Source organism: Dapis purpurea BLCC-M126 (assembly GCF_050015975.1).
Classification (GTDB): domain Bacteria; phylum Cyanobacteriota; class Cyanobacteriia; order Cyanobacteriales; family Microcoleaceae; genus Trichodesmium.
The window spans coordinates 16932-34446 of the sequence record NZ_JBNHER010000118.1; the positions used below are offsets into that span (position 1 = coordinate 16932).

General features: G+C 39.6%; 13 protein-coding genes. 9 read left to right on the forward strand and 4 right to left on the reverse strand.

What is annotated here, in order from left to right:
• The first annotated feature begins 139 nt into the window (after positions 1-139).
• Positions 140-388, forward strand: coding sequence for a CDGSH iron-sulfur domain-containing protein (locus tag ACP6PL_RS10805; RefSeq protein ID WP_426545262.1), 249 nt, complete (start codon positions 140-142; stop codon positions 386-388).
• Between the two features lie 238 nt (positions 389-626).
• Positions 627-1364, forward strand: a complete 738-nt coding sequence (locus ACP6PL_RS10810; RefSeq protein ID WP_426545263.1) for a pirin family protein — start codon at positions 627-629, stop codon at positions 1362-1364.
• Between the two features lie 170 nt (positions 1365-1534).
• On the opposite strand, the gene larB is transcribed toward ACP6PL_RS10810, so the two are convergent.
• Together larB and ACP6PL_RS10820 are read right to left on the reverse strand one after the other, a co-directional pair.
• Positions 1535-2320 carry a nickel pincer cofactor biosynthesis protein LarB gene (gene larB / locus ACP6PL_RS10815; protein WP_426545264.1) on the reverse strand — a complete coding sequence of 262 codons (786 nt, stop codon included), beginning with the start codon at positions 2318-2320 and terminating at the stop codon, positions 1535-1537.
• Positions 2321-2439: 119 nt separating this feature from the next.
• Positions 2440-4215 carry an ABC transporter substrate-binding protein gene (locus ACP6PL_RS10820; protein ID WP_426545265.1) on the reverse strand — a complete coding sequence of 592 codons (1776 nt, stop codon included), beginning with the start codon at positions 4213-4215 and terminating at the stop codon, positions 2440-2442.
• A 479-nt stretch (positions 4216-4694) separates the two neighbouring features.
• Between ACP6PL_RS10820 and ACP6PL_RS10825 the strand changes: the two genes are divergently transcribed.
• Positions 4695-7550 (forward strand): arylsulfatase, encoded by a 2856-nt coding sequence (locus ACP6PL_RS10825; RefSeq protein ID WP_426545266.1) that lies wholly within the window; start codon positions 4695-4697, stop codon positions 7548-7550.
• A gap of 84 nt (positions 7551-7634) precedes the next feature.
• On the opposite strand, the gene ACP6PL_RS10830 is transcribed toward ACP6PL_RS10825, so the two are convergent.
• Positions 7635-7787, reverse strand: coding sequence for a hypothetical protein (locus ACP6PL_RS10830; RefSeq protein ID WP_426545267.1), 153 nt, complete (start codon positions 7785-7787; stop codon positions 7635-7637).
• Between the two features lie 42 nt (positions 7788-7829).
• Here ACP6PL_RS10830 and ACP6PL_RS10835 point away from each other — a divergent pair, with 42 nt between their 5' ends.
• Positions 7830-8831: a formylglycine-generating enzyme family protein gene (locus ACP6PL_RS10835; RefSeq protein ID WP_426545268.1), complete on the forward strand. Its 1002-nt coding sequence runs from the start codon at positions 7830-7832 to the stop codon at positions 8829-8831.
• Positions 8832-9139: 308 nt separating this feature from the next.
• On the opposite strand, the gene ACP6PL_RS10840 is transcribed toward ACP6PL_RS10835, so the two are convergent.
• Positions 9140-10153 carry a helix-turn-helix domain-containing protein gene (locus ACP6PL_RS10840; RefSeq protein ID WP_426545269.1) on the reverse strand — a complete coding sequence of 338 codons (1014 nt, stop codon included), beginning with the start codon at positions 10151-10153 and terminating at the stop codon, positions 9140-9142.
• Positions 10154-10546: 393 nt separating this feature from the next.
• On the opposite strand from ACP6PL_RS10840, the gene ACP6PL_RS10845 reads away from it, so the two are divergent.
• The 5 genes from ACP6PL_RS10845 (at position 10547) to ACP6PL_RS10865 (ending at position 17489) form a co-directional block, all read left to right on the forward strand.
• On the forward strand, positions 10547-13294 hold the full coding sequence (locus ACP6PL_RS10845; RefSeq protein WP_426545270.1) for an arylsulfatase: 2748 nt from the start codon (positions 10547-10549) through the stop codon (positions 13292-13294).
• Positions 13295-13569: 275 nt separating this feature from the next.
• Positions 13570-14115, forward strand: a complete 546-nt coding sequence (locus ACP6PL_RS10850; RefSeq protein WP_426545271.1) for an FcoT family thioesterase — start codon at positions 13570-13572, stop codon at positions 14113-14115.
• 353 nt (positions 14116-14468) lie between these two features.
• Positions 14469-15203 carry a class I SAM-dependent DNA methyltransferase gene (locus tag ACP6PL_RS10855; protein WP_426545272.1) on the forward strand — a complete coding sequence of 245 codons (735 nt, stop codon included), beginning with the start codon at positions 14469-14471 and terminating at the stop codon, positions 15201-15203.
• A gap of 193 nt (positions 15204-15396) precedes the next feature.
• On the forward strand, positions 15397-16401 hold the full coding sequence (locus ACP6PL_RS10860; protein ID WP_426545273.1) for an HAD family hydrolase: 1005 nt from the start codon (positions 15397-15399) through the stop codon (positions 16399-16401).
• A gap of 188 nt (positions 16402-16589) precedes the next feature.
• Complete coding sequence (locus tag ACP6PL_RS10865) at positions 16590-17489, forward strand: formylglycine-generating enzyme family protein (protein WP_426545274.1); 900 nt, start codon at positions 16590-16592, stop codon at positions 17487-17489.
• Positions 17490-17515 lie beyond the last annotated feature (26 nt).

The window sequence follows — 17515 nt, forward strand, 5'->3', positions numbered from 1 at the left end:
GTATCTTTTTGGGTACTATCTTACTTCAAAGTACATACTATACATACTAACCTGACTTAAGCTAGAGTAGAAATGTCCAAACAAAATCTAAATTTAATAGATTTTGTATCCAGAGATTAATTCCAGAGAGAAAAACACAATGGGCGAAGCTGTTATTGCAGATAATAAACCAGTAATTATCGAAGAACTTGAAGTGGGCACTTACTATTGGTGTGCCTGTGGTAAATCAAAAGGTCATCCTGACAAACCATATTGTGATGGTTCCCATGCTGGAACTAATATTACTCCTGTAGCATTTAAGGTAGAAGAAGCAAAAAAAGTAGCACTTTGCAATTGTAAGCAAACCGGTAATCCTCCTTATTGCGACGGAGCTCACGCTAAACTATAAATTAAATATTAATTTTTTAGTGTTGCATAATCCTTCAATGATTTTGACTATCAACTAATGCTGCAAAATCATGATTATGCAGCATTAGTTGATAGTCAGGAAATAATAAAATATAAATCATCAAATAATTTTATCGATTCTACCTAGTTATCAATTTTTTTTATGAGTTAAAATTAAAATACATAACTAAAAGTTAATCCACACCAAAAAAATCAAAATTTATAGGGGTGACTTAAGAATGTCTCAATTACAACAAGTTGAAAAAGTTAAAGTACGAAAAGCTGAAGCAAGAGGACACGCAAATTATGGTTGGCTAGATACTCATCATACATTTTCTTTTGCATATTATTTTGACCGTGAACATATGGGATTTCGTTCCCTAAGAGTAATTAATGAAGATAGGGTTACTCCTGGTGATGGTTTTGGAACTCATGGACATCGAGATATGGAAATTATTACTTATGTTTTAGGAGGAGCATTAGAACATAAAGATAGTGCTGGTCATGTTGGTGTACTTAAACCAGGAGATGTACAACACATGAGTACAGGTACAGGAATTATGCACAGTGAATATAACCACTCAAAATCTGAGGATGTTCACTTTTTACAAATTTGGCTACTGCCAAATTCTAAGGGTTTAAAACCAACATATAATCAACGTTCTTTTGATATAGAAAAAAAACCTGGGAAATTAAATTTAGTTGTTGCTAAAGATGGTAGAGATAAAGCATTAAAAGTTAATCAAGATGTGGATTTATTTGCAGGTGCTTTGAAAGAGGGTGATAGTATTTCTTATTCTTTTCAAACTAACCGTTATGGATGGATACAAGTTGCTCGTGGGGAAGTAGATATTCAAGTGGATACTGATGAGAAGTTATCTCTAAAAGCTGGTGATGGTGTTGCTTTAAGTGAAATTAAAGATATTTCTATTTCAACTCAGTCAAATGGAGAAATTCTTTTATTTGATTTAGCATAATAGGGAGGAGTCAGGAGAGAAGAGGAGAAAGTTTGAAGATATTAAGATGATAAAGTTTTTTTATCACTAATTATCCAAACACGATATAAAAGAAAGCTAAATATATTGTAAGGGGTTTGGTCTCCAAACCCTCACATTATGACCGAATTAATATTTTTTTCTCTACTCCCCTACTCCCTACTACCTAAATTAGCCAATTTCTCACCCATTCTAATAATTTGTCCTGCCAAAATAGCTGCCCCAAAACCATTGTCAATATTCACAACACCTATTCCTGGCGCACAAGAATTTAACATCGTTAATAAGGGAGCTAAACCATCAAGATTAGCACCATAACCTACACTTGTAGGTACTGCAATCACAGGAGAGTCTGCTAAACCTGCCACTACACTCGGTAAAGCACCTTCCATTCCTGCTACTACAATTAACACATCTGCTTCTGCAATTAAATGTTTATTACTTAATAGTCTGTGAATTCCTGCTACTCCTACATCCCAAAGACGCTTGACTGGAAAACCACAAAGAGTTGCCGTAACTGCTGCTTCTTCTGCTACTGGTAGATCGGCAGTCCCTGCACTTAATATTGTAATTATACCTTTGTGTTTTGGAGTAGGAGAATCTGATATAATTGCACAAATTTTTGCATCCTCATAGTAATAAAGATCGGAAATTTTATCTTGCAACTTTTCATAAACTTCCGGTTCAATTCTTGTTGCCATCACTACGGGATTTTTTTCTCTCATTACCTCCATAATTTTGACAATTTGTTCTGGCTTTTTTCCCGGTCCCCAGATGACTTCAGGAAAACCTGTTCTGATATTTCTATGGTGATCTATTTTGGCAAAATCTTCAACAGTTTCAAAGTCTAAATTTTTGATTTTTTGTAGGGCTGACTCCGGAGTTATATCTCCTGTAGCAACTTCTTTTAATAACTGCTCTAAAACTTCAGGTTTCATAATTTTAATGATCCAACTAATAAAAGTTTTTGTTTGTAGTAGGGCTTTAGCCCGAACTATAGATAGGGCTTTAGCCCTACTACAAACTTTAATTATAACTATTCAAAAGTTATCATAAATCAATCAGAAATTTTCAGCTCATATAAATTCCAGAAACCGCCACTTAGCTCAGTATAATTAATTCCTTTAATCCGATCGCGAATAGCATCAAATTCTAGAGGATTTACCATATAGATAAAAGGTAATTCCTCGGCAATAATTTGTTGTGCTTGACCATAAAATTCTTTGCGTTTATCTTCATCTAATACTTGAGATGCTTTAATATAAAGATCGTCTATTTCTTGTTCCCAATCATTTACTTTCCAGCCTTTTATTTCTTCCTCTCCCGGTTGAGGTCCTTGATTAAAAGTGTGTAATCTACCATTTACAGACCAAATATTATAACCACCATGAGGTTCAATACTTCCTCCTGTAAAACCTCCCAGATAAGCATCCCAATCTCTGGATAAGGAGAGTTTTTTTACATAAGTATTAAAGCTGAGAAATTGCATATTTACTTTAATCCCTAATTTGCCCAAATCTTGATTAATTTGGGTTGCCATCTGTTCTCTGACTTTCCTTCCCGCACTTGATAATAAAGTAAATTCTACTTTGTTACCTTCACTATCTAATAAATCACCATTTTGATTATATTTAAAACCAGCAGCAAGCAAAAGTTTTTTAGCTTTTTCCGGGTCGTAATTATAAATTTTCAAACCTTCTTCTGGAGATAAATAAAAAGGACTTGTAACAGGAATAGGAGAATACTGAGGTGTACCTAATCCACGGTATATATTATTTGTCATTGCTTCTCTATTAATCCCATAGGCGATCGCTTGTCTAAAAGCTTTATTATTAAACCATCGAGATTTAATCGGGTCTACAAATGGTTTGCCTTGAGCATTTTTCGCCTGATTTATATTAAAACAAATAAAGCTAGAAGCAGGTGTCGGACCACCATTATATATAGTATATTTGCCTCGTTTTTCTTCTCGTTTCAACAGAGGATACATTTCTGCTACTAATCTAATTGAATCTAGTTCTCCAGAACGAAAATTTAATAGTTGGTTATCTGTATTTTCGATAACTTGCCAGACAATATTTTCAATATAAGGTAGATTATTTCCTTGGTCATCTTTGCGCCAGTAAAAAGGATTTTTTTCTAAAATAATTCGTTGATTTGGAGTATAACTTTTGATACGATACATACCATTACCAACAATTTCTGTGACTGGGGTATCAGTTCCCCATTTCGTCAGATAATTTAATTCTCCTTCCGAGTTAGTAGTACGAACTGATTCTTTTAAAGCATGAGCAGGTAAAATAGGTAATCCTCCTGCGTATCTGACAAAAGGAGCAAAAGGTTCAGGTGTGGAAAATTCTACACGGAGATTATCGATTTTTTTTACTGTTGGTAAAGCACCACTTTGACCAATTCTAAGAATGTCTTTAAAGCTGCTAGGAATTTTATCATTGAGATATATTTCGTTATAGGAAAATACCACATCATCAACAGTTAAAGGTTCTCCATCTGACCACTTCAAATCTTCTTGTAACGTGATAACTATTGTTTGTCCATCTTCGGAAACTTCCCAGGATTCAGCTAATGCTGGTTCTAATTCTCCTGTTACACCATTTTCAATAATTAAGCCGTCATAAATATAACCAAAAACACTATATGCTGACTGATTTAATGGATAGTTGAAAGTAGAAGCATCGCTTGGGGTGGAAACTACTAGACGAGATTGATAATTTGATGGAGTTGCTCTACAAGCACTGAGGAAAAATATTAAAATAACTGTGAATAAAATTGCTAATTTACGATAGTTATTTTTTTTAATACTAAAGTTAATCATCTTGAGGTAATTGATATATCTCTGTAACTAGATAATACCAAATTAAACAAAGATATTTCTGTTTAGTCTGACTCATTCTGACTCATAGGGTGCTGCCGAAAGTATTGAGCAATATTCCTTGAGAAAACTTAACAATTTGATATGAGATATTAATACCTGTTCTGATATTGTTTATAGAAACATTGCGATGGTGATCGCAATGTATTCCTAATGAGGCCAAGGTTTCCATATAAGTTGGTTTATAGGATTATTCTATACCCGGATCAAAGAGTAAATTGGAGCAATTCGGTTTACTAACTAGGAGCTGATTAAAATGCTTTTCAGCTCACGAGCTTAGTGTAATTATATTGCCCTTTGTATGAGTTTGATAGGGTTATAGCCACCCCGATCTTTGATGCAAATGATGTACTCATAACTCACCCTAATCCTGCTTGAGGATATGGCCTGAGTTATGTTAACCCTTTTTTTTAAGTAAATTAATGTTTTTGAACAATAGTTTGACCCGTATTGGGAAGTTGGTCATGGTGTTCGCCATCGCCCTCTCTCTCATGCTGGGCACCGCCGTCCCCCCCGGCATGGCCCAAGACCTGCCCTTCCGAGATCCTGAGTTTCACGGCAATATCAATGAAACCTATGTCAACTCAGAGGCAGATGAAAACCTTCTCGTCTCCCCTGCCCAACCCCCTGAAGGAGCGCCCAACGTTGTACTGGTGATGCTGGATGATGTGGGCTTTGGTGCCTCGGAAACCTTTGGAGGGCCGGTTCACACCCCCACCCTCAACGAGCTTGCGGCAGAGGGCTTAAGATACAACCGCTTCCATACCACCGCCATGTGCTCTCCTACCCGTTCCGCCATGCTAACGGGTCGTAACCATCACTCTGTTAGCTCTGGCATTGTTACTAACTTTGCAACTGGGTTCCCCGGTTATAGCGGACGCATCCCCCAAAGCACGGCCACGGTTGCCAAAATTTTGCAAAGCCACGGCTACAACACAGGTTGGTTTGGCAAAAATCACAACTTACCAGCCAATGAAAGCACTAGCATTGGTCCATTTACTCACTGGCCCAATGAGCTTGGCTTTGACTACTTCTACGGCTTCAACGATGACAGTGGCGAGACTGACCAATGGTATCCCAGTTTGTATGAAAACCACATTCCCGTCAATCAACCGTCCTACCCTGGTGATAATGGCCGTGACCTTGACCATAGCTACAACCTGACCAGCGATCTAGCGGATAGGGCTATTGGCTGGATGAAACATAACCACTCTTTATCTCCAGATAAACCCTTCTTTCTCTATTTCGCCCCTGGAGCTACCCATGCTCCCCACCAGCCACCTCCTTCTTATACCGCGAAATACCAAAAGGATGGAGAATATGCAGGAAGTGAGCATGGGATGTTTGAGGAAGGCTGGGATGTGCTACAGGCAAACATCTGTGAAAATCAGGAAGAGATGGGAATAATTCCTGACGGAACTGAATGTACGGCTCGACCTGATGAAATTCCAGCTTGGATTCCTGAGGAGGATGAGGAAGACATTTTTACTGATGAATACAGGTCCTTGATGACCAAGCAAATGCAAAACTATGCGGGCTTCTTGGAATACACAGATGAACAAGTTGGCCGGGTGATCGATGCCATTGATGAATTGGGTGAAAAGGATAACACCCTAATTATGTACATTGTTGGTGATAATGGAGCTAGTGCAGAAGGCAGCTTCTATGGCACTTGTAATGTATGGGCGACCTATACTAACCTTGACTATACTATGGAAGAGAACCTAGATTGCCAAGACAAGTTGGGCAATCCTGGAACAGCTCCTCACTATTCCATTGGTTGGGCTTGGGCTACGAATGCTCCCTTCCGTTGGACGAAACAGGTAGCCTCTTACTTTGGCGGCACTCGCAATCCGATGGTGATTTCTTGGCCCCATGGCATTGAGGATCAAGCCAAGGGACAACTACGGGATCAGTTTCTCCATGTTGTTGATGTTACTCCAACCATTTTGGATGTGGTAGGCATCGATCCTCCCTCTGAGGTAAATGATATTTGGCAAAAGCCCATGGAAGGGGCTAGCTTTGCCAACACATTCAAGTCTGATGGAGAAAACGCAACCCCCCTTCGGGATACTCAGTATTTCGAGGTGCTTGCCCATCGCGGGATTTACCATGATGGTTGGATGGCATCGTCGTTTAATCAGGCTCCTTGGATCAATGACAGCAGTAACCTAGAGGAAGAACTACAGGATAACTGGGAACTGTTTAATCTAAATGAGGACTTTAGCCAAGGTGAAGATTTAAGGCCACAGTGTGGCGAATCGCCGTGTGATGAATCGCATTACGATCCATGCCCAAGCGACTTGGAGACTCTGGACGATCAAGAATCCGATTTCTATTATTTCTGCAAATCAGAGGAATTGGCCTATCTGTTCGATAGCGAAGCTAAAGAACACAATGTGTATCCCCTTGACGATCGCTTTAACGGTCGTGCAATTCTGGAACGCCCATCTGTTTTAGACGATCGTACACACTTTGTGTTTTATCCTGGGTCTATCTTTCTACCTGGAGCAGTAGCCCCCAACTTTGGTCTAAGCGACTACACCATTACCGCAGACCTCAATATTACCGAGCCAGAAAATGTTCAAGGGGTTATCTTAGCCAATGGAGGAGACACTTCAGGCTTTAGCCTCTATGTCGATCAAGGGCATCATCTGGTTTTCGAGTACAACTATCTCAATCTTGATCACACCAAGATTGTTTCTGAGGAGACACTAGAGGAGCTCGTTTCTGACAACGAACCAGACAATACTAGCATTAAGTTTTCCTTTGATTACAAAGACGGATTTCCTATCTGTGTTGAAACAACAGATGGGACTCCACTTCGAGACCTAGACCAAGAAGAGATTCGAGAAATTCTAGCCTCAGAAGATGAAGAGAAAAATACTCGATCAGTGGGCTGTGAAGGCACAGGTACTCTCTATGTCAGAGATAACCAAAATGATAACAATGATCAGGAAGTAGGTTCCGGTCTAATTGAGAAAACTTTCATGGGTAAATTTACTGATTCCTTCGATGTAGGGATGGATATGCGTGGTCCAGTGAGTGAGGACTACGAAGACGAACTCCCTTTCGAGTTTACAGGTGGCCAGATTAAGAAGGTGATGATCGATATCTATCCATTTGATGGGGAAATCCCGTCCCTGGAGAAACCCATGATCCATTCATCTGAGGAAGCACTTTCCTCCGCAAAGCAAACCATGTCTGGGTTGAATTTAAGTGATCAAGAGCTAATTGATAGCATCATTCAGGAGATTGTTCAACGGCTAGGAAAATAATCCTAAGACTGGCACTTAGGAATGCCGCTCGCTCTCTCGACATTCCACTGCCTATCTCAAGACCATATTGATTAGTCTTTACGACTAACCTGCAATTTCTAGATTCTTACACGATTTGCATTTTAATTGCGTTTGAGTCTTAATCTGGATTACCAAGAGGCGATTGTCTTTTCTCATTGACCAAGGCGATCGCCTCTTATCTTGAATGAAATCAGCAAACTGTGGTAAGTTACTCATTTTTTTCTCTAGTCAATGTATTATCCAAGTCTCAAGAATTTTATGAAAACTTTTTGTTTAAAATCACTTATTCTCTGTTTGCTAACAATATCACTCATTTTCCCTTTCTCCACATCAGCACAAGCATCTTCTACAGATAATAGTTGTCCAGTGGGAATGGCATTTATTCCTGGAGGAACTTTTACAATGGGATCGGATAGTCATTATCCATCTGAAGTTTCTGCTGAAGACGTCACTGTAGATAGTTTTTGCATTGATCGCCACGAAATCACCAATGCTGAATTCGGGAAATTTGTAGAAGCAACAGGTTATCAAACTATTGCCGAACGCCCCCTACCAAAATCACAATTTCCCGATCTTAGTGATGAGCAATTACAACCAGGTTCCCTAGTGTTTGAACCACCCTCAGAAGGAATGCAACAAGTTGCTTACTTAAATTGGTGGCATTGGGTTGTCGGTGCTAACTGGCAACATCCCTACGGTCCAAAGAGTAACATCAAAGGGAAAGATAATTATCCTGTAGTTCACATCGCTTATGATGATGCAGTTGCTTATGCTAATTGGGCGGGTAAATCTCTCCCCACAGAAGCTCAATGGGAATATGCAGCGCGGGGAGGTCTCCAAGAACAAGAATTCACTTGGGGAAATCAATATTCTGCCAAAAAAGCCAACACCTGGCAAGGGATGTTTCCCTTTTTCAATACAAAAGAAGATAACTATTTAGGCACTGCACCTGTAGAATCTTTTCCCGCCAACGGTTACGGACTTTATGACATGACTGGAAATGTTTGGGAATTCACCTCAGACTGGTATCAAGTCGGACATTCTGGCAAAGACCATAGTTCAAACCCTGTCGGACCTAACAAAACCGCTAGTTTCGATCCCATCAAACCCCAGGAAGGAGCTTTACACGTTATCAAAGGTGGTTCTTACCTCTGTGCTAAAAATTATTGTAGTCGTTATCGGCCTGCTGCCAGAGAGTCTCAAGCTCCTGATACGGGAACCACCCATATTGGGTTTCGCTTAATTACACCTTTCTCGTAGCTAAGATACAATCTAGTTGAACAATCGTCATTGCGACGATAGGAAGCAATCTCAGGGGTTGAGGAGATTGCTATCCGTTCCGGAATGCTCCGCAAACCTTCCACTCTGTTCCAGTCGCAATGACTTAGGTATAGTAATTATCCAGATTTTATATTAGTCTACTACTATCTTATCAATCACGATAATTGTGAACGAGAATATGAAAAATAATTTCAATACTATTTTTGAATCAACCCCATCAAGAACACTTCCAATATCTAACTAAATTTTAATCCGTAGGGTAGGCAATGGACACCAAAGAGTTATAGTTATCTTCTAAAGGTTTCGGAAGGAACCTCACCAAATAGCTTATAATAATCCTTTGCTAATTGTCCTCGATGATAAAAGCCAAATTCCTCAGTAATTTCTCTGAGATTATCCTGTTTATCTTTTTGTTCAAGTTCTTCATGCAGAGCATGAAGACGTAGATGTTTAAAATATTTTTGGGGTGACATTTGATAATAGTCTTTAAAGATATATTCTAAGGTTCTTTGACTAATTTTTAATTCCTCACATAGATCCTGAGTTGTAATATATGATTTGAGATTACTAAAGTAAAATTCTTCCGCTTTTTTTAAAATACGACTTCGGTTTATTTGTGGTTTTTTCAGTGGAATTTCTGTTGCTTCTGCGATCGCAACTATCAGAGTCTGAGCTATTTCTTCTTCTAATTTCTGTTTAAAGTAATGGTTAATCAATAAGGGACTAACAGAAGAATCTGGTTGAGCATTGATTTGAAATAATAATTGATAAAGTTGATAACACAATCGTCGTATATAGTTAATCTTTTGGTGATCAGCTTTGATGACTGGAGGAATACTTTGTTTATTCAGTTGTTTTTGAAATTCAAATAGTTCTAATGTTTCACAGATATTATTGAAAAATTCATCCTCAAAAAAGAGGAAATAATTACCGTGGAATTTCTGTCGTAAATCAGCTACTTTTTTTTCGGGATAAACAATGGTTATCGTGTTGATATCTGTCTTGTATTTATGGGAGAATAAATTACCGTAATGAAAAGCAGAAAGAGCAAAAGTAAAGTGATTTAGGCAAACTCCCCTATATAAAAACTGAGAATTTTGCTGGAATAAACCTAATTTTATATTTTCAGTAAAAACCTCGGATACATAGCACTCAAAACTTTGATCGCCTAAGTGGCATATTTCACCAATAAACGTTTTCTCAAAACTTCTAAGTTCTGATAAATCCAGAAAATGATTATGTCTAAAAGTTAGGTTTTTTTGTTCTAAAAGCAACTCTGATTTTTGTTCAAATTCAAACATATTGTGATATTCAAACTAAGTCAAAAAACTATAGGGTTAAGCCACCATTAAGGTTAATTTTTGTTAAGAAAAAAAACTTGCGTTTTTTAGATCGGTTTGAAGGATTGTATCGCTTATATTGTCGTTGTGTCCCAAAGATTCCAGCTAAAATTTAACTTTTTTAGGACTTACGCCGGACAACCTATTTTCCTGATTGGGATTGAATGAATCAGGGTAATTTGCTTTACTAACTAGGCCGTTATAGTGGGCCTGATTTTTGCTCAAATCCAAATGATGTACTCATAACTCACCCCAATTTCGCTTTGGAATGTGGTCTGAGTTATGTAAACCCTTTTTTTAAGTAAATTAATGTTTTTCAACCATACTTTGACCCGTATTGGGAGGTTGGTTGTGGTGTTTACCATCGCACTTTCTCTCCTGCTAGGTACGGCTGTTCCTCCTGGCATGGCCCAAGACCTGCCCCTCCCGGAACCCGATTTTCAAGGCCACATTGACAAAATCAACAAAACCTACGTCAACTCAAAGCCAGATCCAGACATTCTCAGCTCCCCTACTGCTCTCCCTGAAGATGCACCTAATGTTGTGCTGATAATGTTGGATGATGTGGGTTTTGGGGCCTCGGAAACCTTTGGTGGCCCAGTCCATACCCCCACACTACAGAAATTGGCGGCGGATGGCTTAAGCTACAATCGCTTTCATACCACGGCTTTGTGTTCTCCTACCCGCGCTGGCTTGCTAACAGGTCGCAACCATCACTCTGCTGCCACTGGGGCTATTACAGACGTGTCAACTGGGTTCCCCGGTTATACCGGACTCATCCCCCAGAGTACTGCTACTGTTGCCCAAATTTTGCAAGACCGCGGCTATAACACAGCTTGGTTAGGCAAAAACCACAACTTACCTGCCGAGCAAAGCAGTAACGCGGGTCCATTCACCCGCTGGCCTAATGACCTTGGCTTTGACTACTTCTACGGCTTCCTTGGTGGCGGTGGCGAGACAGACCAATGGTACCCTGCCTTGTATGAAAACCGCAATCCCATCAATCAACCGTCCTACCCTCACCGCGAGGATGGCACCTACGACGACCTTGACAATAGCTACAACCTCACCCGCGATCTAGCGGATAAGGCCATTAACTGGGTGAACTATAACCACTCTTTGTCTCCAGAAACCCCTTTCTTTCTCTATTTTGCTCCAGGAGCTACCCATGCTCCCCACCAGCCCCCTCCTTCTTATACCGAGAAGTATCAGGCCGGGGGAGAACATGCTATTGAAGCAGGAGTAGAGGACACAGGTATGTTTACCGAGGGCTGGGACGCTCTACATGATGAAATTTGTGCCAATGAGAAAGATATGGGAATCATCCCTCAAGAGACTGAATGTACAGCTCGACCCGAGGAGATTCCAGAGTGGGGGGACAACCAATTTGATTATCCCCAATTTGATTATCCAGAGTATATTCCAGACCGGGAGGCCGATCAATTTGACAATCAAAACAATGAATACAGGGAATTGATGACCAAGCAAATGCAAACCTATGCAGGCTTCCTGGAATACACAGACGAACAAGTTGGCCGAGTGCTTGAGGCCATTGATGACTTGGGTGAAAAAGAGAATACCCTAGTTATCTACATTGTTGGTGATAATGGAGCCAGTGCCGAAGGTAGCTTAATAGGTGGCTGTAATATGAGCGCGACCTATGCTGGCCTTGACTTCACCACGGACGAGAACCTGGCCTGTAAAGACGAATGGGGTAATCCCGGAACAACTCCTCACTATGCCGTGGGTTGGGCTTGGGCTTTGGATGCTCCCTTCCGCTGGACTAAACAGGTTGCCTCTTACTTTGGCGGCACTCGGAATCCGATGGTGGTTTCTTGGCCAGGCCACATTAATGTTGAGGGAGAGCGCACAGAAAATCTACGGGATCAGTTTCTCCATGTGATTGATGTTGCCCCAACAATTTTGGATGTGGTTGGCATCGAGCCTCCCGAGTATGTCAATGGCGTTGAGCAAAAGCCAATAGAAGGGGCTAGCTTTGTCAACACCTTTGGATCTGATGGAGCAAATGCAATCCCACTTCGGGATACTCAGTATTTCGAGATGTTTGCCAATCGCGGCATTTACCACGATGGTTGGATGGCATCGTCGTTCCATGGGCAGCTACCCTGGAATATTTTTGCACAGAGTACCCTGAAAGATAATCCAGAACTAGATGATGAGTGGGAACTGTTCAATCTGGATGAAGACTTTAGCCAGAATTATAATTTAGTGGACTCGGACTATCTAGGCACATTAGAGCCGGAGGAGCAAAAGGCATTAGAAGACAAATTAGAGGAAATGAAGGCTCTGTTCGATCGCGAAGCTGAAAAATACGATGTGTATCCTATTGACGATCGCTTTGGCGAACGCGTAAATGAGGAGCGTCCGACTGTTTGGGAAGATCGTACCAAATTCACGTTTTATCCTGGGGCAGTCTTTCTGCCTGGAGATATTGCTCCCAACATTGCTGCCAACGAAAACTTAGGCTATATCATTACTGCAGAGCTTAATATTACTGAACCGGAGAATGTTCAAGGGGTTATCTTAGCCAGTGGAGGAGGAGATACTGGAGGCTATAGCCTCTATGTCAATGAAGATCATCATCCGGTCTTTGAGTACAAGTATCTAAATGGGCCAGGAAAGCATGTCGTTTCCGACGAAATACTCACGAATGGTTTGGTTCGGGTTTCATTTTCCTTTAAGTTCGGCGACGAGGGACCCATCAAATCCAAAGACCTCAAGCGTATAGGCCGTGGTTATCTCTGTGTCAATGGTAATCAGTCCCATTCCGATCCCGATGAAAGTTGGGAAGTCTTTAACGGTAACTTTATGATGGATAGCCAAGATGTAGGAATGGATATGCGGTTTCCGGTGAGTAATTATGAACCACCCTTTGAGTTTACAGGCGGTGAGATTAAGAATGTGACGATTAATATCGAGCCATCTGAAGAGGAACTCAGATCCGCTAAATACTGTATGGAGATAGTTCCATATGAGGAGGAACCAATTTCTCCAGAGCAAACAGTATCTGAGGACAAGCTGAATCATGAAGAGCTGACCGATCGCATCATTGAGGAGATCCTTCAAAGGCTGGAAAAATAATCCTAGGACTAGATGATGCAAATCTAAGATAGAATGAAGCACATCCTTGATTCTATATTGCACTATACTTTCCTTTTTTCCCTTTAGGCAGGGCTGTGGGGTGTCGAGCGAGATATTGACGCTCCATAGCCTACCCCCAAGACTATGTTGATTAGCGATCGCAACGATACTACAGTATATGCGCAATCATAATTTTGGAGGATCGTTTCCAAGACGATTGTTGAAAATAGATCCTCGTCTTTCTCTCAACAATAATTCCACACTGAGTTAAAACAATGATCCAAACAGAATATTTACCAAAAATAGACAAAGAATATTTAGAAAAAATAGACAATGATTTTCTGTTAAAAGCACTTAAGCCATATTCAAGCAAAAAAGCAGTATATCTCCAGGAAGCATCTGTTTTATCATCGAGGCAATTAGGCTCTGATAGTAATTATATTGTTCAGGGGAAATTCTCGATCGAATCACCTTGCTATGTTGATGAGACGGGACATTTCAACGCGGTTGAATTTGTGATGTGTTACAATCAGATCGGGGCTGTTTCTCTTGCTTATGCTACCCAAAACAAATTACTACTTTGCCTACAGGATCTAACTGTAGAAGAATTTTATATTTTGTATATGTCTGGTATTTACATTACTAGGCTTGAGAGTACTTATAAATCCTTAATCAACCCGCAAGAATTCTCCTGTAAGTTTGAAGTTATTAAGGAACGAAAACGATCCAGATTAAGTATTCTGAAAACCCTTGTAGAATTTTCAGATCCTCAGGGAGGAATTATTTCAGGAAAGGTTGATTTAGCAATTAAGCACTCATAAGTGAACTTTCCCAAGCTAAAAGGTTTCCATTTCCTGCGGAATGTAAGACACACTCAAGAGGTTTCGTCGGCTTGACTGTCAATGCCTGTGGATGAGTAACCGCCGACGGCCTCAATTGTTGTAAAGCAGGAAGTAAACATTAAAATGTCAATTGTTTATGACGTTTTATATCGGTTTTATGAAGCAGCTACTTGAAGATTTTTCAAACTCATTCATGGGTGATTAATATATTCAGGACTTAGGCATTACAAGGTATTTTCGTCATTGCGACTGACAGGGAAGCCATCTCAAATCCTAGTTTTTCGTACCTCATGCGTAAGTTCTAATATTGTCAACATTAAATTTTTCATATTATGAACGATCAATATCAAAAACTTGCCAATTATTATGATGACTTTGTTCAAAAGAATAGAAATTATGAGAAAATTGCCCATCAACTTTCCAAATTGATTGGTAATGGCAGGGAACTGCTAGATATTGGTATTGGAACTGGTTTGCTCGTTAAATATTTGTTGCAAATAGAGCCAAATTATAACGTCGTTGGAATTGATACCAGTGAAGCCTTACTTGACCAGGCCAACAAGAGATTAGGTAATAAAGTCAGCTTATATTGTCAGAGTGCTTCTGAAATCAACATAGATAAGATATTCGATGTTTCTTATTCTCGCGGAGGTGCTTGGACTATTTTTCAAGACGAAACTGGAATAATGCTTGGCAGTCATATTTTCGATTTAAATGAAATCCAAAAAAGCTTTCAGTGTGTTTCAGATCATCTTAAAACAGGAGGGCTATTAATTATCAGTACATCTAATGTTATCAGTACATCTAATGTTAATGGTAATAAATTAATGGAGCTAGAAAATGGTATTATTCATAAGCGAACAGTAGAAATCCAGCAGGTTAAAAATGAGTCTTATGCTCGATTTGAATATTCATTCCATAAAGATAAAAAATTATTAACCCAGGGAACTTTAATGTTAAGATTGCTAAGTTCTCAAGAGTTTGTACCAATGCTAAATGAGGCAGGATTTACGGCAACAACCATTGATGATTCTGAATACTACATCTATAGAAGAACTGAAGTTTAGACTAAATTTTGGGGTTTTCATATAATTTATTTAGTTATGGATTCTCGTCTTTCTCTTAAATAGGACTTACCCATGAGGCATGAAAAACTAGGATTTGAGATTGCTTCCCTGTCGATCGCAATGACAAAAATACGCTGTACTGCGTAAGTCCTATTAAACAATAATTCAACCTTTCCAAATGTGTAAATCAATTATGAACTTTCCCAACATCAACAAAAAAACGATCGCTTTTTTTCTTTCGGTTATGCTTTCAACGTTTTGTTTAGGCAGTACTTTAGGTTGTCTTCCTGCTCATGCTGCTGGTGAAGAATACTTAGATTCCTGGAATCAGACTGACAACAAACAAGCGATCGTAGATTTTGTGGAAACAGTCACTACTAAAGGTAGCGGTAACTTTGTTCCAAAAAAGAATCGTATTGCTGTTTTCGATAATGATGGCACTCTATGGTCTGAAAAACCTCTGTATTTCCCAATTCAGTTTGAACTGGAAAATTTGCAACAAGGTAATAGTTTTGTTGATGACACAACAGATGAATATATACATAAGGCTTCTCATTTTGTTTATTACGAAAATCAGGAAGACTTTAATGTTCGCTATCGAGAACTTGTCTATGAACCTGTAATTGGCTTAGTTAAGTACCTCAAAGCTAATGATTTCAAAGTCTATATTTGTTCTGGAGGTGATATTGATTTTGTTCGTTCCTTTTCTGATGAGGCTTATGGTATTCCCCCAGAACAAGTGATTGGTACCGCTGTCCAAACAGAATTCGATCAACATTTTGGAGGAGACGTAGAACGTAAAAGGAATTTTTTAGTAGGAATATTGTACCCCAAGACGCTAGCTCAGTATAACGATCAAGAAGGTAAACCAGTAGGGATTCAAAATCATATTGGCAAACGACCTATTATTGCAGTGGGTAACTCTAGTGGTGATTTTGAAATGTTCCAATATACTGATGTTGGTGCAGACGAATCCTTGATCGTACTCATTAATCACGATGATTGCGATCGGGAATATGAATACAATGATGTACCTGGAAGCACTCATTTAGAAGATGGTGAACAAGTAGCTGATAATGAATCTCTCGACGAAGCTCAAGATCGTGACAATTGGATCGTAGTTAGTATGAAAGATGATTTCAATACTATCTTCGATGGAGAAACATCAGAGAATGCTCCAGGCTGTAATGTTAAATAAACTTTAATCAGTAGGGTGGGCATTGGATATAAAATTAAATTAAGACCTTGTATTATCGAAATCTCAAGCATGTTATGAAAACTTTTTGCTTTAAATCACTTATTCTCTGTTTCCTAACAATATCTCTTATTTTCCCTTTCTCCGCACCAGCACAAGCATCTTCTACAGATAATAATTGTCCGGGGGAAATGGTATTTATTCCCGGAGGAACTTTTACCATGGGATCGGATTCTCATTATCCATCAGAAGTTTCTGCAAGTGATGTCACTGTAGATAGTTTTTGCATCGATCGCCATGAAATTACCAACGCTGAATTCGGCAAATTTGTAGAAGCAACAGGTTATAAAACCATTGCCGAACGCCCCTTACCAAAAGAAAAATTTCCCGATCTTAGTGATGAGCAACTACAACCAGGTTCCCTAGTGTTTCAACCACCCTCAGAAGGAATGCAACAAGTTGCTTACTTAAATTGGTGGAATTGGGTTGTCGGTGCTAACTGGCAACATCCCTACGGTTCAGATAGCAATATCAAAGGAAAAGATAATTATCCTGTAGTTCACATTGCTTATGAGGATGCTGTAGCTTATGCTAATTGGGCGGGTAAATCTCTCCCCACAGAAGCTCAATGGGAATATGCAGCGCGGGGAGGTCTCCAAGAACAAGAATTCACTTGGGGAAATCAATATTCTGCCAAAAAAGCCAACACCTGGCAAGGGATGTTTCCCTTTTTCAATACAAAAGAAGATAACTATTTAGGCACTGCACCTGTAGAATCTTTTCCCGCCAACGGTTACGGACTTTATGACATGACTGGAAATGTTTGGGAATTCACCTCAGATTGGTATCAAGTCGGACATTCTGGCAAAGACCATAGTTTAAACCCCGTTGGACCTGAGAAAACCGCCAGTTTCGATCCGGTAAAACCCGAGGAAGGAGCTTTGCACGTTATCAAAGGAGGTTCTTACCTCTGTGCTAAAAATTATTGTAGTCGTTATCGGCCTGCTGCTAGAGAGTCTCAAGCTCCTGATACTGGGACAACTCATATTGGGTTTCGCTTAATTACCCAATTATTAATTATTAATAATTAAATAATTCTGGTTTAAAGCCTCCCCTT

Bases quoted from the DNA above. Each gene is read 5' to 3' on its own strand.
- ACP6PL_RS10805 (WP_426545262.1), top strand. From the start codon at position 140: ATGGGCGAAGCTGTTATTGCAGATAATAAACCAGTAATTATCGAAGAA.
- ACP6PL_RS10810 (WP_426545263.1), top strand. From the start codon at position 627: ATGTCTCAATTACAACAAGTTGAAAAAGTTAAAGTACGAAAAGCTGAA.
- larB (WP_426545264.1), bottom strand. From the start codon at position 2,320: ATGAAACCTGAAGTTTTAGAGCAGTTATTAAAAGAAGTTGCTACAGGA.
- ACP6PL_RS10820 (WP_426545265.1), bottom strand. From the start codon at position 4,215: ATGATTAACTTTAGTATTAAAAAAAATAACTATCGTAAATTAGCAATT.
- ACP6PL_RS10825 (WP_426545266.1), top strand. From the start codon at position 4,695: ATGTTTTTGAACAATAGTTTGACCCGTATTGGGAAGTTGGTCATGGTG.
- ACP6PL_RS10830 (WP_426545267.1), bottom strand. From the start codon at position 7,787: ATGAGTAACTTACCACAGTTTGCTGATTTCATTCAAGATAAGAGGCGA.
- ACP6PL_RS10835 (WP_426545268.1), top strand. From the start codon at position 7,830: ATGAAAACTTTTTGTTTAAAATCACTTATTCTCTGTTTGCTAACAATA.
- ACP6PL_RS10840 (WP_426545269.1), bottom strand. From the start codon at position 10,153: ATGTTTGAATTTGAACAAAAATCAGAGTTGCTTTTAGAACAAAAAAAC.
- ACP6PL_RS10850 (WP_426545271.1), top strand. From the start codon at position 13,570: ATGATCCAAACAGAATATTTACCAAAAATAGACAAAGAATATTTAGAA.
- ACP6PL_RS10855 (WP_426545272.1), top strand. From the start codon at position 14,469: ATGAACGATCAATATCAAAAACTTGCCAATTATTATGATGACTTTGTT.
- ACP6PL_RS10860 (WP_426545273.1), top strand. From the start codon at position 15,397: ATGAACTTTCCCAACATCAACAAAAAAACGATCGCTTTTTTTCTTTCG.
- ACP6PL_RS10865 (WP_426545274.1), top strand. From the start codon at position 16,590: ATGGTATTTATTCCCGGAGGAACTTTTACCATGGGATCGGATTCTCAT.